Source organism: Oceaniglobus trochenteri, assembly GCF_020529025.1.
Classification (GTDB): Bacteria; Pseudomonadota; Alphaproteobacteria; order Rhodobacterales; family Rhodobacteraceae; genus Oceaniglobus; species Oceaniglobus trochenteri.
This window is the reverse complement of record NZ_JACNMM010000009.1, coordinates 115309-128641: the sequence shown is the minus strand read 5'-3', so window position 1 is coordinate 128641 and position 13333 is coordinate 115309. Positions and strand designations below refer to the sequence as shown.

15 protein-coding genes are annotated in these 13333 nt (G+C 67.1%); 7 read left to right on the top strand and 8 right to left on the bottom strand.

The window, feature by feature from the left end:
* Positions 1 to 161: 161 nt before the first annotated feature.
* Genes ccoP through ccoN form a run of 4 tightly spaced genes read right to left on the bottom strand, consistent with a single transcriptional unit; the run spans position 162 to position 3652 of the window.
* Positions 162 to 1025 (bottom strand): cytochrome-c oxidase, cbb3-type subunit III, encoded by an 864-nt coding sequence (gene ccoP / locus H7828_RS16235; protein WP_226782108.1) that lies wholly within the window; start codon positions 1023 to 1025, stop codon positions 162 to 164.
* Positions 1022 to 1204, bottom strand: a complete 183-nt coding sequence (locus H7828_RS16230; protein ID WP_226782107.1) for a cbb3-type cytochrome c oxidase subunit 3 — start codon at positions 1202 to 1204, stop codon at positions 1022 to 1024. The genes ccoP and H7828_RS16230 overlap by 4 nt, the downstream gene beginning before the upstream one ends.
* A gap of 11 nt (positions 1205 to 1215) precedes the next feature.
* A complete protein-coding gene (ccoO, locus tag H7828_RS16225) occupies positions 1216 to 2040 on the bottom strand; it encodes a cytochrome-c oxidase, cbb3-type subunit II (RefSeq protein ID WP_226782106.1) in 825 nt (274 codons plus the stop codon).
* A 13-nt stretch (positions 2041 to 2053) separates the two neighbouring features.
* On the bottom strand, positions 2054 to 3652 hold the full coding sequence (gene ccoN, locus H7828_RS16220) for a cytochrome-c oxidase, cbb3-type subunit I (RefSeq protein ID WP_226782105.1): 1599 nt from the start codon (positions 3650 to 3652) through the stop codon (positions 2054 to 2056).
* A 202-nt stretch (positions 3653 to 3854) separates the two neighbouring features.
* Here ccoN and H7828_RS16215 point away from each other — a divergent pair, with 202 nt between their 5' ends.
* Positions 3855 to 4694, top strand: coding sequence for a universal stress protein (locus tag H7828_RS16215; protein WP_226782104.1), 840 nt, complete (start codon positions 3855 to 3857; stop codon positions 4692 to 4694).
* A gap of 30 nt (positions 4695 to 4724) precedes the next feature.
* On the opposite strand, the gene fnrL is transcribed toward H7828_RS16215, so the two are convergent.
* Positions 4725 to 5501 (bottom strand): transcriptional regulator FnrL, encoded by a 777-nt coding sequence (fnrL, locus tag H7828_RS16210; protein ID WP_226782103.1) that lies wholly within the window; start codon positions 5499 to 5501, stop codon positions 4725 to 4727.
* Positions 5502 to 5658: 157 nt separating this feature from the next.
* Between fnrL and H7828_RS16205 the strand changes: the two genes are divergently transcribed.
* On the top strand, positions 5659 to 6924 hold the full coding sequence (locus tag H7828_RS16205) for a glycerate kinase type-2 family protein (protein WP_226782102.1): 1266 nt from the start codon (positions 5659 to 5661) through the stop codon (positions 6922 to 6924).
* A gap of 4 nt (positions 6925 to 6928) precedes the next feature.
* On the opposite strand, the gene H7828_RS16200 is transcribed toward H7828_RS16205, so the two are convergent.
* Positions 6929 to 7435 carry a DAK2 domain-containing protein gene (locus H7828_RS16200; RefSeq protein WP_226782101.1) on the bottom strand — a complete coding sequence of 169 codons (507 nt, stop codon included), beginning with the start codon at positions 7433 to 7435 and terminating at the stop codon, positions 6929 to 6931.
* Between the two features lie 110 nt (positions 7436 to 7545).
* On the bottom strand, positions 7546 to 7914 hold the full coding sequence (locus tag H7828_RS16195) for a response regulator (RefSeq protein WP_226782100.1): 369 nt from the start codon (positions 7912 to 7914) through the stop codon (positions 7546 to 7548).
* A 222-nt stretch (positions 7915 to 8136) separates the two neighbouring features.
* On the opposite strand from H7828_RS16195, the gene H7828_RS16190 reads away from it, so the two are divergent.
* Genes H7828_RS16190 through H7828_RS16175 form a run of 4 tightly spaced genes read left to right on the top strand, consistent with a single transcriptional unit; the run spans position 8137 to position 11621 of the window.
* On the top strand, positions 8137 to 8508 hold the full coding sequence (locus H7828_RS16190; protein ID WP_226782099.1) for a DUF1636 family protein: 372 nt from the start codon (positions 8137 to 8139) through the stop codon (positions 8506 to 8508).
* Positions 8505 to 9479: an aminotransferase class I/II-fold pyridoxal phosphate-dependent enzyme gene (locus tag H7828_RS16185; RefSeq protein ID WP_226782098.1), complete on the top strand. Its 975-nt coding sequence runs from the start codon at positions 8505 to 8507 to the stop codon at positions 9477 to 9479. Before H7828_RS16190 ends, H7828_RS16185 begins: the two co-directional genes overlap by 4 nt.
* Complete coding sequence (gene cbiB / locus H7828_RS16180; protein WP_226782097.1) at positions 9476 to 10378, top strand: adenosylcobinamide-phosphate synthase CbiB; 903 nt, start codon at positions 9476 to 9478, stop codon at positions 10376 to 10378. Before H7828_RS16185 ends, cbiB begins: the two co-directional genes overlap by 4 nt.
* Before the next feature lie 58 nt (positions 10379 to 10436).
* Positions 10437 to 11621 (top strand): lytic murein transglycosylase, encoded by a 1185-nt coding sequence (locus H7828_RS16175; RefSeq protein WP_226782096.1) that lies wholly within the window; start codon positions 10437 to 10439, stop codon positions 11619 to 11621.
* A 57-nt stretch (positions 11622 to 11678) separates the two neighbouring features.
* Here H7828_RS16175 and H7828_RS16170 read toward each other — a convergent pair whose 3' ends face one another.
* Positions 11679 to 12242 (bottom strand): YbjN domain-containing protein, encoded by a 564-nt coding sequence (locus tag H7828_RS16170; RefSeq protein ID WP_226782095.1) that lies wholly within the window; start codon positions 12240 to 12242, stop codon positions 11679 to 11681.
* Positions 12243 to 12470: 228 nt separating this feature from the next.
* Between H7828_RS16170 and H7828_RS16165 the strand changes: the two genes are divergently transcribed.
* Positions 12471 to 13313: a PRC-barrel domain-containing protein gene (locus tag H7828_RS16165; protein ID WP_226782094.1), complete on the top strand. Its 843-nt coding sequence runs from the start codon at positions 12471 to 12473 to the stop codon at positions 13311 to 13313.
* Positions 13314 to 13333: the final 20 nt, after the last annotated feature.

Below are 13333 nucleotides of genomic sequence, written 5' to 3'. Positions count from 1 at the left end.
GGCGACATCACCGCGACACTTTGGCCTTCGCCCCGGCCCCCCGGCGCAGATGCGTGGGGGCCGTCAAACGGAAAAACACCCCCGCCCCTCCCCGAGTGCGAACAGGAAGAAGGGGCAGAGGTGCCAACCGCGGGCGTGGGGAACCCGCGGTGTCCCTTGGGCTATTCGCCGCCCCCCAGCTGGTGGACATAGGCGGCGACGGCGTTGATCTCGGCGTCGCTCAGGCGCGGGGTCCAAGGCGGCATGATGCCGAAGCGGGCGTTGCGGATGGTGTATTCCAGCGCCTCGGCGTCGCCACCGTAAAGCCAGATGGCATCGGTCAAGTTGGGTGCGCCCTGTTCGCGGTCGCCCGTGCCGTTTTCCCCGTGACAGGACGAACAGTTGTCAAGGTACAGTTCGGCCCCCTGCCCGGCCAGGGCGGCATCGTGATCCTGCCCGGAAATCTGCTGCACATGGGCCACCAGCGCGGCGATCTCCTCTTTCTCCAGCAATTCGCCGAAGGCGGGCATCTGCGACCAGCGGGCGTCGGGGTCGGCCTCGTTGCGGATGCCGTGGCGCACCGTATAGGCGATCGCCTCGATGTCGCCGCCCCAAAGCCAGTCGTCATCCAGCAGGTTGGGATAGCCCAACGCCCCCGCCGCGCCCGAGCCGTGACACTGGGAACAGTTGGTGCGGAACACCGCCGCCCCGCCCGCCGTGGCAAAGCGGTTCAACTCGGGGTCGGCTTCCAGCGTCGCGAGATCGACAGCAGCCAGTTGCGCCGTCAGTGCCGCGTTGGCCTCTTCGACGGCAGCGATGTTCTGCGCCACCTCGCCCCGGGTCGAATAGCCCAGAAGCCCCGATGTGGCGCCCTTGATCAGCGGCCAGGCGGGATAGGCGATGGTATATCCGATGGACCATACGATGGTGGCATAGAGCGTCCACAGCCACCAGCGCGGCAGGGGGTTGTTCAGCTCCTTGATGCCGTCCCATTCGTGGCCGGTGGTTTCGACACCGGTGATCTTGTCTGTTTCTTTCCTGCTCATTTCGCACCCCCGTTTCCAAGGCTTTCGGTGTCGTCGCGCAGGGGGATCTGCGAGATTTCGTCATGCATCCGGCGGCTGCCCGGTCGATAGGCCCAGAGGATCACCCCGAGGAAGAACAGGGTCATCGCCAGTAGGACCCAGCTGTCGGCCAGCGCGCGCAGAAAGGTATAGGTTTCCATTTCGCGGCCTCCTATCGGCTTGCGTCGGGGGTGAAGGTCGAGAAATCGACCAGCGTGCCCAGCATCTGGAGATAGGCGATCAGCGCGTCCATCTCGGTCAGTTGCGGCTGGCCGTCGAAGTTGCTGACCACCGCGCCGGGATAGCGTTCCAGCAACCCGTCATAGTCACCCTCGGGGTCGGCCTGAACGGAGAAATCGGCAGCGGCCAGTTCGATCATCTCGTCGGTATAGGGCACGCCGACGAAACGGTTGGTCGACAGCAGGTCGGCGGCATAGGTGCCCTCGATCGGCGTATCGGCCAGGAAGGCATATTTCGGCATGATCGATTCAGGCACCACCGATTGCGGGTCTTTCAGGTGATCGACGTGCCAGGCATCGGAATACCGCCCCCCCACGCGCGCCAGGTCGGGGCCCGTCCGCTTGCTGCCCCACTGGAACGGATGGTCGTACATCGATTCCGCTGCCAGCGAGTAGTGGCCATAGCGTTCGACCTCATCCCGCATGGGGCGGATCATCTGGCTGTGGCAAAGATAGCAGCCCTCGCGCACGTAGATGTCGCGCCCGGCCAGTTCCAGCGGCGAATAGGGTCGCATGCCTTCGACATCCTCGATGGTGTTCTCGAGGTAGAACAGCGGCGCGATTTCCACCACGCCCCCCACTGCCACCACCAGAAGCGAGGCAACCAGCAGCAGGGTGGGCGAACGTTCCAGGATCTGGTGACGGTTCAGGAACGCGGTCTGATGAGGCAGCTCGTTGGGGATCTCCTCGGGGAAATCGTCCAGGGTGCTGACCTTCGGATCCTTTTCCGCGCCGGTGATTTTGGGGTTCTTGGCCATGCTTTCGACCTCCTTATTCTGCCGGGACGCCGACGGGGGCTTTCACGCGAACGCCTCCCCGGATCGTCATCCACATGTTCCAGCCCATGATCAGACCGCCGGTCAGGTACATCACCCCACCGAGGCCCCGGACGACGTACATCGGGTATTTGGCGATGACGGTGTCGGCAAAGCTGTTGACCAGGAAACCCTGCGCATCGACTTCGCGCCACATCAGGCCTTCCATGATGCCGCTGACCCACATCGACGCCGCGTAGAGAACGATGCCGATGGTCGCGAGCCAGAAGTGCCAGTTGATCGCCGCCATGGAATACATCCGCTCACGCCCCCAGAGACGCGGGGTCAGGAAGTAAAGAGCGGCGAAGGTGATCATCCCGTTCCAGCCCAGGGCGCCGGAATGGACGTGCCCGATGGTCCAGTCGGTGTAGTGGGACAGCGAGTTCACGGCGCGGATCGACATCATCGGCCCTTCGAAGGTGGACATGCCGTAAAAGGCCAGCGCCGCCACCATCATGCGGATGATCGGATCGGTGCGCAGCTTGTCCCACGCGCCCTGAAGCGTCATCAGCCCGTTGATCATGCCCCCCCAGGACGGCATCCACAGGATGATCGAGAACACCATGCCCAGCGTCGCCGCCCAGTCGGGAAGTGCCGTGTAATGCAGGTGGTGCGGACCGGCCCAGATATAAAGGAAGATCAGCGCCCAGAAGTGGATGATCGACAGCTTGTAGGAATAGACGGGGCGGCCCGCCTGCTTGGGCACGAAGTAATACATCATCCCCAGGAAACCGGCGGTCAGGAAGAAGCCCACGGCGTTGTGGCCATACCACCACTGCACCATGGCATCCTGCACCCCCGCGAAGACCTGAACCGACTTGCTGCCGAAGATCGACACCGGGATCGACAGGTTGTTCACCACGTGCAGCATGGCCACGGTGATGATGAACCCGAGGTAGAACCAGTTGGCGACATAGATGTGCTTTTCGCGGCGGATGAACAGCGTGCCCATGAACACCGCCAGATAGGCCAGCCAGACCACCGTCAGCCAGAGATCGACGTACCATTCAGGCTCGGCGTATTCCTTGGACTGGGTCGAACCCAGCACATAACCGGTGGCCGCAAGAACGATGAACAGGTTGTAGCCCCAGAAGACGAACCAGGCCAGGTTGCCGCCCCAGAGGCGCGCGCCACAGGTGCGCTGCACCACGTAGAACGACGTGGCGATCAGGGCATTGCCCCCGAAGGCAAAGATCACCGCGCTGGTGTGCAGCGGGCGCAGCCGGCCGAAATTGGCATAGGGCTGGGCGAACTCGAGGTTCAGCGCGGGAAAGGCCAGCTGGAAGGCGATGAACGTTCCGGCCAGGAACCCGATGATTCCCCAAGCCGCAGTGGCCACCACGCCATAGCGGATGACGCCATCCATGTAGCCGCCGGAATCGGCCTGCGGCCTTTCGACGTCCACGCCCCGCAGGACCCAGACGAACATGCCCGCGGCGACCAGCATGATGATGATGGCATGAACCTGATAGGCCAGGTCCCGCCCGTAATTGGCGGCGATGGCGGCACAAAGCGCGATCCCCCCCAATGCGATGAGTTTGAATGTGTTGAACATGCGCTGTTCCCCGCTCTCGTCTTTCGTCGGGACGACACTCCGATCCCGATCCTGTTCATTGGGGTGATCTAGACTCGGGCGTTGCGGGCGCATTGATCTGGATCAATACTGGCCAAACTTGGTTGTGGCACCGATGCCGGAACAACCCGAAGGCACGGCGTCACCGCTGGCGCCGCATTCTCCTGATCCCGGAGGCACGACAATGAACTTCAGCACGATAACAACGCTCTTGCACAGCGAAACGCAGAACACCGATGTCCTCGAGGCCGCGATCGACCTGGCGCGCCGCCTGAACGCGCATCTCAGCGTGGTTCTGGTGGGGGTGAACGCCGTCGATCCCGGGCTGAGCTATGCCGGCATCAACACCACCCTGCTGACCACCGCGCTCAGCGATGCCGATACCTCGACCGCCGACATGGCCGCGGCCCTGGCCCGGCGCATGGCCCGCGAAGACGTGACATGGGACGACATCTCGATCGTCGCGCCCTCGGCCGGGCTTGGCTATGCCCTGGCCCAGCAGGCGCGGTTCTCGGATCTGACCATCCTGCCCCAGCCCTATGGCAAATGGCGCGGACAGGTGGATATCGCCGCCGCCGAAGCCGCCCTGCTGGACAGCGCCGCGCCGGTGCTGATCCTGCCCGAGGGCCAGACGACCCTGGCCGCGCCCGAACGGGTGTTGCTGGCCTGGGATCAGGGGGCGCCCGCGCTGGCCGCGGCCCGTGGCGCGCTGCCCTTCCTGCGCGAGGCGGAAGAGGTGGTCGTCTGCGTGATCGACCCGCCGTCCCAGGGCCCCGAACGGTCGGACCCGGGCGGCGCGCTGGCCGCCTTCCTGAACCGCCACGGCGCGAAGGTGCGCATCAACGTCCTGCCCTCGGCCGGAGAGCGCATCTCCGATGTCATCATGAACGAGGCCAAGGCCCAGGCCACCGACATGATCGTGATGGGGGGTTACGGCCGGTCGCGGATGCGGCAATACATCCTTGGCGGCACCACCCGCCGGATGCTGGAACAATGCCCGCTGCCGCTTTTCATGGCGCATTGACCTGGCGTGGCCCCGGCGCGTGGACGGGGCTCAGTGGCCGGGGGGCATCGCCGGATCGTCCCCCGCCTCGCGGCGCAGGCGGTTCATGTCAGGCACCGAAATCGCGCGGCTGCTGTCGACGTTGATGATGCCATCCGCCCTGAGCGCCGAAATCTGGCGGCTGACCGTTTCCAGCGTCAGCCCCAGGTAATTGCCCATCATCTCGCGCGTCAGGGGCAATTCGAAGGGCGCGGTCTTCGGCTGCCCCGTCACATGGGACCGGCGGGCGATCAGCGCCAGCAGGCTTGCGATCTTCTCGCGCGCGGTCTTGCGGCCCAGAAGCAGCATCCAGTCGCGCGATGCGTCAAGTTCGTCCAGCGCCATTTCAAGAAGCCGGTGCGCCAGGTTGGGCGTGGTCGCGATCAGCCGCTCGAAGGGGCGGCGGCGGAAACAGCACAGGGTCACGGCGGTGACGGCGTTCACGTCGAAGGGCGCGAATTCGCGCCCCGGACGGCCGATGAAATCGCTGCTCAGCAACAGGCCCACCATCTGCGTGCGCCCGTCCTCCATCGACTGGCTGATCGCCGCGACGCCACTGACGACCGAGGCCACATGCTCGGTCCGGTCGCCGCGCCAGACGATGGGCTGACCGGGGGCGAAGGTGCGATAGTACTTGATGCTTTCCAGCACCGAGAGTTCGTCGGGCGCGCATTGCGAACAGACAGCACGATGCCGGATCGGGCAAGCGCTGCACTTGCCGATCGTCTCGCTCAGGAGGCCACTGCCGTTCAGGTCCGGTGTGGCTCGGGAGAGGCTTCTGTCGTTCATGGCGCGAGACCTAGTGCCGGTGCGACCGGCGGGCAAGATGAAGCCAAAGCATATCAGGCCCTGACGGGCGGACAAAGTGCCACATCCCACCGCTTGACACCCGCCCGGTCAACCCGTTGTCTGGCGCCACCTCCACTTCCCCAGCCGGAACCACACCATGAGCCGCATTTCCGATCTGCGCGACAGCGCGACTTCCCTGTTCGAACGCGCCGTCGCCCAGGCCGATCCCGCCGCCGCCGTGATCCGCGAACTTGACCGCGCGCCCCTGCCCAAGGCAAGGGGGCGCACCATCCTGATCGCCATCGGCAAGGCCGCCCCCGCCATGATGCGCGCCGCGCTGACGCGGGTCACGGGGGCCCATGTGGCGCTTTGCGTGACCCACCACGAAAACGCCGCCGACTGTCCGGGCGCCACCGTCATGCGCGCGGGCCACCCGGTGCCCGACGCCGCCGGAGAGGCCGCGGGCCGCGCGGTGATCGACCTGCTGGAGCAGGCCGGGGAAGACGACCGGGTGATCGCGCTGATCTCGGGCGGAGGGTCGGCGCTGGTGCCCGCGCCCGCGCCGGGCCTGACGCTTGAGCACAAGATCACCCTCAACCGCGCCCTTCTGGCCAGCGGTCTGGACATCGTCGAAATGAACCTGGTGCGCCAACAGGTGTCGCGGCTGAAGGGCGGTGGCTTTGCCCGGCTGGCCGCGCCCGCCTCTGTCACCGGCTACCTTCTGTCCGACGTGATCGGGGACGACCTGCGCGCCATCGCCTCGGGGCCCACCGTGGCGCCCATCGGCACGCGCAGCCAGGCCGCCGAAACCCTGCGCCGCGCCGCGGTGTGGGACGATCTGCCCGCCGCCCTGCGCAGCCACCTTTCCGCCCCCGATGCCCCGACGCCACCGTTGCAGGCCACCAACCACCTTGTCGGGTCGAACGGCCAGTCGCTGCGCGCGGTGGCCGAAGCGGCGCGGCAGGACTTTGCCACCCGGATCGTGAGCGAAGGCCTGACCGGCGACGTGGGCGATGCCGCCCGCGCCATCCACGATGTCGCCCGCGCCCTGCCCGCCGATGCGCCGGCGACGGCGCTGCTCTGGGGTGGGGAAACCACGGTGAGGCTCGCGGGCGATGGCCTGGGCGGGCGCAACCAGGAACTGGCACTGCGCCTTGCCGCCCTGGGGAAGGAGACGCCCCTCAACCGGACCTGGGTGTTCCTTTCGGGCGGCACCGACGGGCGCGACGGCCCGACCGAGGCGGCAGGCGGGATCGTCGACAACGACAGCTGGTCCCGAATGGCCTCGGCGGGCGATCCGGCGGGCCTGTTGGCCAACAACGACAGCAACGCCGCGCTGGCCCTGTCGGGCGACCTGCTGATCACCGGGGCGACGGGCACCAACGTGGCCGACATCCAGATCCTGCTGTCGGTTCCCCGCTAGGGCCTCACTCCCCCTTCTGGAAGACGGCCAGCAGTTCGGCCACCGATACCGCGCCGGCATCAAGATGCCCCACGCCCGCCCCCTCGACATATCGGGCGCGGCCCTTCTGGGCCACCATGGCGCGGGTTGCCTCGGCGCCGCGGTGGGCGGCGCGGGCCGGATCGCGGGCGCCGATGGCGGGCAACAGGGCATCCAGCATCGTCTTGTCGCCCGCGCCCGCCATCCCCATCAGCGCGATCCGTTCGGTGGCCGATTGCAGCGCTTCGGCCAGGGGCAGTTCGCCGCGCGCCGCCTGGTCCAGCGCCCCGATGAGGACGGCGAAGAACGCCCCCGAGTCTCCCCCCGCCGCCGAGCGGAACGCCTTTTCGGGCTGTTCGGCCGTGGCGGCGGCAGCCAGTCCGCGCACCATCAGTGCGCCATGCCCGCCCCCGCCCGAGGCCAGGCTCAGCCCGTCAAGATGCTGTTCCAGCGCAAGGAACCGCTGGTAAGCGTCGGTCAGGAAAATGCTCATCCTCTCGCCCCCTGCAAGACAGTCGTGCGGTCCCCCCGGAAAAGCCGGGGCACCGGTGCGATGGTCCCTTGTCCGCGCTTCGCGCCCGGGGATCAAGCCGAAGGCAGGGATCAGACCGGACCGTCGGTGCCGTAATGGGCGACGATCGCGGCCATGTCCTCGGGCGGGGTGCCGGGGGCCAGCACGGTGCAGGTGTTGGGCACATGGACAAAGACCGAGCCGTCCGAAAAGAACGAATCCCGGGTCACCGGAATGATCCTGATTTGGGGGTGGCGATAGCTGGCGTAATCCGCGATGGCCAGCGGCGAACCCGCCCGAAGGCCCAGGTCAAGGATCACGATGTCGGGGCCGTAGCCCTGAAGGAAGGCAATCGCATCCTGCTGGCACGCGGTGATCGAAACCTGCGCCCCGCTGCGGCGCAGATAGCCCGCCCAAACCTCGGCAAGGGCCGGATTCTCTTCCACGATAAGAACGTGCATTCCGCCTCCTGCCCCGTCTTGTGGCGGCCAGTCTACCCAATCAGGAGGTTTCCAACCCAACCCTTAACGAAAGGTTAACGAAATCGCCAAGGGCCGGGCTTTCGCTTTGTGGTTGATAGATAGGCGAAATATCGCTTGCAGTCGTGGCCGATCCGGTAAAGTTTCGCCGCGATCCGTGCCATGGGTCAATGAAACGCTCCGCCCCAAGCAAGGCCCGACACCATGACCACCTGGATCACCATCTGCGATACCTGCAAACGCGACGGTTGGGACACCAGCGGCGCCGAAACCACCGATGGCGAAAGGCTCGCCGCCCTCATCGAATCCGAACCGCGCACCGGTGTGCGCACAAGGCGGGTTTCCTGCCTCATGGGCTGCACCCATGGCTGCAACGTCGCGGTGCAGGCGGCGGGCAAGCTTTGCTATACCCTGGGGCGGTTCGAACCCGATGCCGTCTCGGCCGCGGCCATCGCCGATTATGCCGCGCTGCATGCCGCCTCGGACAATGGCCAAGTGCCGTTCCGCCAGTGGCCGGTGGGGGTGAAGGGCCATTTCGTCACCCGCCATCCGCCCCTCCCGTCCGAGCCCGAATGACCGCCCCGCGCGATCACGGCGGCGCCCTGGATGCGGCCATCGCCCGCTGGGGTGGCACGCGCGCCGACTGGATCGACCTCTCCACCGGCATCAACCCGGTGCCCTACCCCCTGCCCCCGCTTGCGCCCGCCGACTGGTGCGCCCTGCCCGATGCCGAAGCGGCCCGCGCCCTCGACCAGGCCGCGCGCAGGGCCTGGTCGGTGCCCGAGGGGGCGGCGGTGCTGGCCGCGCCGGGGGCCTCGGCACTGATCGCCACGCTGCCCTTCTGCCTTGACGGCCAAAGCGTGCAGATCCGGCACGACACCTACAACGAACACGCCGCCGCCTTCCGCAACGCGGGCTGGACGGTGGAAACCGGGGGGGCCGATGCGCGGGTGATCGTGCATCCCAACAACCCCACGGGCGAATTCTGCGCCGCGCCACAGGCCGGCTTTACCGTGATCGACGAAAGCTTCTGCGACACGGCCCCACAGCGCAGCCACATCGCACAGGCCGGGCCGGGCTGTGTCATCCTCAAGAGCTTTGGCAAGTTCTGGGGGCTGGCCGGGCTGCGCCTGGGCTTTGCCATCGGCGATCCGCAGGTGATCGCGGCCATGCGCGCGCGGCTCGGGCCCTGGCCGGTGGCGGGGCCAGCCCTGCGCATCGGTGCGGCAGCGCTGGCCGATACCGCCTGGGCCGACACCACCCGCGCCCGCCTGACCGCCGATGCCGACCGGCTGGATCGGCTGGTGGCCAGGGCCGGCGCCGTCGTGCAGGGCGATTGCCCGCTGTTCCGGCTCTATACCGTGCCCGATGCCCGGGCCTGGCAGGGTGCATTCGCCCGGCACCATATCCTTACCCGCACCTTTCCCTATGCTCCGACCTGGCTGCGCCTTGGCCTGCCCGCGCCCGAACACTGGCCCCGGCTGCGGGCGGCCTGCGGGACGGTGGGTGGGGCGTCGGCGCAGCCGCGCGTCACCCCCCGGCCATGATCCTTCCCGTCGCCCTCCTGCTCGACGCCATCTTCGGCGAACCCGATTGGCTCTGGTCGCGCCTGCCCCATCCCGCCGTGCTCATGGGGCGCGCCGTGGGGCTGTGCGACCGGCACCTGAACCGGGGCGAGGCACGGCGCGCGCGCGGTATCCTCGCCCTGGCGCTGCTGATCGCACTGGCCCTGGCGGTCGCGGCGCTGCTGGCGGCGCTGCCCCTCGGCCCCCTGCCCGAAATGCTGGCCGCCGCCATCCTGCTGGCCCAGCGCAGCTTGGTCGATCACGTCGGCGCCGTGGCAAGGGCCCTGCGCCATTCTCCGGCCGAGGCGCGGCGCGCCGTCGCGCTGATCGTCAGCCGAGACACCTCGTCCATGGATGGCCCCGCCATCACGCGCAGCGCCATCGAATCCGCCTCCGAGAACCTGTCGGACGGGGTGATCGCCCCGGCCTTCTGGTTTGCCCTCGCCGGGCTGCCCGGCCTGCTGGTCTACAAGATCGTCAACACCGCCGACAGCATGATCGGCTATCGCACCCCCCGCCACGAGGCTTTCGGATGGGCCGCCGCCCGGTGCGACGACCTGCTCAACCTCGCGCCTGCCCGCCTGACCGCGCTGCTGATTGCGGCCACTTCGGGCCAGTTGCACCGCCTTGGCGAAATCCGCCGCGATGCCGCACGGCACAAATCGCCCAATGCCGGCTGGCCCGAGGCGGCCATGGCCCGCGCCCTGGGCATCGCCCTGGCCGGGCCGCGCAGCTACGATGGCCGGATGCAGCCCTTTCCCTTCGTCAACCCCGAGGGCAACCGCAGCCCCGGCGCCGCCGATATCGACGCCGCCATCGGGCTGATGTGGCGGGCCTGGGCCGCCTTCCTGATCTTGGCAACGGTGGTTGCGGTTGTCTGATCCGCCGCACCTGTTAACCTTTCGCCAAACCCGAACCGCATTCCCGGAAGGACCCCCAATGCGCCTGCCCCTCGCCACCCTGGCCACGCTTGCCCTTTCCGCCGGCATCGCCACGGCCCAGGCCGCCGTTCCCTGCGGCGGCAGCTTCGCCGATTTCCGCGAGAAGATGAAAGCCGAGGCAATCGCCCGCGGCCACGCCCCCGACGCCGTCGACAGCTTCTTCCGCAACACCCGGCAGGACGACAGCACCCTGCGCGCCGACCGCCGCCAGGGGGTGTTCCAACTGCCCTTCATCGAATTCGCCCGCCGGGTGATCAGCCAGAACCGGATCGACAACGGCCGCGCCAACCTGAACAAATGGTCCTCGGTCTTTGACCGGGTGCAGGCCGAATATGGCGTCAGCCCCGGCGTTCTGCTTTCCTTCTGGGCGCTTGAAACCGACTATGGCGCGGTGCAGGGCGATTTCAACACCGTCAATTCCCTGATGACCCTGGCCCACGATTGCCGCCGCCCCGACCTGTTCCGCCCCCAGGTCTTTGCCGCGCTTGAACTCTACGAAAAGGGCGCGCTCGATCCCACCACCACGACGGGCGCCTGGGCGGGCGAGATCGGCATGGTGCAGATGCTGCCCGAGGACATCCTGACCAACGGCGTCGACGGCGATGGCGACGGCAAGGTCAGCCTCAAGACTTCGCCCCCCGATGCCCTCCTGTCGGGCGCCTCGATGCTGAAATCGCTGGGCTGGCGGGCGAACGAACCCTGGCTGCATGAAATCACTGTCCCCGAGGGGCTCGACTGGGCGCAGACCGGGCTGAACCATCCGAAAACCGTGGCCGAATGGCGCGCCCTGGGGATCGCCCCGCGCAATGGCGCGCTGGGGGATGATGCGCTCATGGCCTCGGTCCTGCTGCCCCAGGGGCGCAGGGGGCCGGCCTTCCTGGCCTACCCGAACTTCAACGTCTATTTCGAGTGGAACCAAAGCTTCGTCTATGTGACCACCGCCGCCTACTTTGCCACCCGGCTGGAAGGGGCCAAGGTCTTCGACTCCGGTTCCCCCGAACCCGGCCTGGACGACGCACAGATGAAGCGGCTCCAGGAAAAGCTGGTGGCGCGCGGCCACGACGTGGGGGGCATCGACGGCATTCTCGGCGAAAAGACCCGCGAGGCCGTGCAGGTCGAACAGCAGCGCCTCGGCCTGCCCGCCGATGCCTGGCCCACGGCCGAGCTTGTCAACCGGCTCTGATCCTGCGGGACGGTGGGTGGGGCGTCGGCGCAGCCGCGCGTCACCCCCGGCCCGCCCTCAGACCCCCAGCTGGTTTTCCCAGATCACGATCAACTGCCGCCAGAGGTCCAGGTAGGTGGCAAAGGTTTCGGGCCCCATGCCATCGTCGCGCATCAGCAGGTCCATCTGCATGCGCGGGTTGCCCTCTTCGTTCAGCCAGGCGCGGATATACCGGAACCGCGCGTTGAAATCGTTGATCTCGGCCGCATCGATGGGCCGGTTCAGAAGATAGCCGCTGTGAAACTGCACGCCCTTGCAGTTCACGCCGCCCTGACAGTCCAGGAAATAGACCCAGTAATCGGTCCGCGAAATCCGCCCGGTAATCATCGGGTTTCCGGCATTGTCGGTCGTCAGCTTCGCCTGATAGCCCTCGGTCAGCATGGCATCCCGCACCGCCACCGGGTCCGCGGCCAGCAATCCCTGGCGCAGGGCGCCCTCGGGCACCTTGGGCGGCTGGGGCGCCGCCGCCTGCCCCGGGTCGGTGGCGGGGCGGCTGCCCGCGCCCTTGCTGATCCCCTGCGCCGAGGCCGCGGCCCCCATTCCCAACCCGACGGCACAAGCGATGGCCAGTAGTCCCTTCATGATCTTGCCCTCCCACTCTGATCCGCAATCCTAGCCTCCGGTGCTGCCGCAACGTCAAGCAATTCCGCATCCGGGCAGCAGGCGTGACGCATACTGTCATGAACCGCAGCCGCTTCCGGCGAAGCCTGCGCGAAAATTTGCCGCTTTCCCGGAACAAAGCCGCCGGCCAGCCATTGTGACGACATACAGCGGGGCATGTCCCCGCAAGGAATAAAAGGAAACACCGACATGAAACCGATCATGACCACGACCGCACTTGTCGCCCTTCTTGCCACCCCTGCCTTGGCGCAGGACAACATGGCCGATACCCCCTTCTACACCGCCGGTGGCGAAGAGGCTGCCGTCGGACATTTCGACCTGCGCGCTTCCGATCTGATCGGCATGCGCCTCTACACCTCGGAAACCGAATATGGCGAAGAAGAAGCCATGGATGTTTCCGAAGACTGGAACGACGTTGGTGAAATCAGCGACATCATCCTGGCCCGCGACGGTAGCAGCGAAGGTGTCCTGCTCGACATCGGCGGCTTCCTCGGCATCGGCGAACGCACCGTGGCCGTGACCATGGACAAGCTGAACTTCGTGCGCGACGGAGATGATGCCGGCGACTATTTCATCGTCGTCACCGCCTCGCAGGCGCAACTGGACAGCGCCCCCGAGTTCGACGAGGAGAGCCTTGACGGCTGGCGCATGGGCACCGCGATGGACCCGGCCCCGGCTGAAAAGACCGCCGCCGCCGGCGCCCCCGAAGCGCTTGACGACATGGATCAGCGCGTCGCCCTGGCCGCCGACGAAGTGAACAGCGAAGAGCTGATCGGCGCCCGCGTCTACGACGCCAACGACGAATGGATCGGCGAAGTCTCCGAGCTTCTGATTTCGGACGACGGCAAGATCAACGAGGTCGTGCTGGACATCGGCGGCTTCCTCGGGATGGGCGAGCACCAGGTCGCCATGAAGATGGACGAGTTGAAGCTGATGCACCCCGAAGGTGACATGGACGACGTGACCGTCCATGCGGCCGTGAAGGGCGAGATGCTGAATGACCTGCCCGAATGGGAAGGCAAGGACAAGTAAGGCGTCAGCCGCTTATCCAC

Bases quoted from the DNA above. Each gene is read 5' to 3' on its own strand.
- ccoP (WP_226782108.1), bottom strand. From the start codon at position 1,025: ATGAGCAGGAAAGAAACAGACAAGATCACCGGTGTCGAAACCACCGGC.
- H7828_RS16230 (WP_226782107.1), bottom strand. From the start codon at position 1,204: ATGGAAACCTATACCTTTCTGCGCGCGCTGGCCGACAGCTGGGTCCTA.
- ccoO (WP_226782106.1), bottom strand. From the start codon at position 2,040: ATGGCCAAGAACCCCAAAATCACCGGCGCGGAAAAGGATCCGAAGGTC.
- ccoN (WP_226782105.1), bottom strand. From the start codon at position 3,652: ATGTTCAACACATTCAAACTCATCGCATTGGGGGGGATCGCGCTTTGT.
- H7828_RS16215 (WP_226782104.1), top strand. From the start codon at position 3,855: ATGAACTTCAGCACGATAACAACGCTCTTGCACAGCGAAACGCAGAAC.
- fnrL (WP_226782103.1), bottom strand. From the start codon at position 5,501: ATGAACGACAGAAGCCTCTCCCGAGCCACACCGGACCTGAACGGCAGT.
- H7828_RS16205 (WP_226782102.1), top strand. From the start codon at position 5,659: ATGAGCCGCATTTCCGATCTGCGCGACAGCGCGACTTCCCTGTTCGAA.
- H7828_RS16200 (WP_226782101.1), bottom strand. From the start codon at position 7,435: ATGAGCATTTTCCTGACCGACGCTTACCAGCGGTTCCTTGCGCTGGAA.
- H7828_RS16195 (WP_226782100.1), bottom strand. From the start codon at position 7,914: ATGCACGTTCTTATCGTGGAAGAGAATCCGGCCCTTGCCGAGGTTTGG.
- H7828_RS16190 (WP_226782099.1), top strand. From the start codon at position 8,137: ATGACCACCTGGATCACCATCTGCGATACCTGCAAACGCGACGGTTGG.
- H7828_RS16185 (WP_226782098.1), top strand. From the start codon at position 8,505: ATGACCGCCCCGCGCGATCACGGCGGCGCCCTGGATGCGGCCATCGCC.
- cbiB (WP_226782097.1), top strand. From the start codon at position 9,476: ATGATCCTTCCCGTCGCCCTCCTGCTCGACGCCATCTTCGGCGAACCC.
- H7828_RS16175 (WP_226782096.1), top strand. From the start codon at position 10,437: ATGCGCCTGCCCCTCGCCACCCTGGCCACGCTTGCCCTTTCCGCCGGC.
- H7828_RS16170 (WP_226782095.1), bottom strand. From the start codon at position 12,242: ATGAAGGGACTACTGGCCATCGCTTGTGCCGTCGGGTTGGGAATGGGG.
- H7828_RS16165 (WP_226782094.1), top strand. From the start codon at position 12,471: ATGAAACCGATCATGACCACGACCGCACTTGTCGCCCTTCTTGCCACC.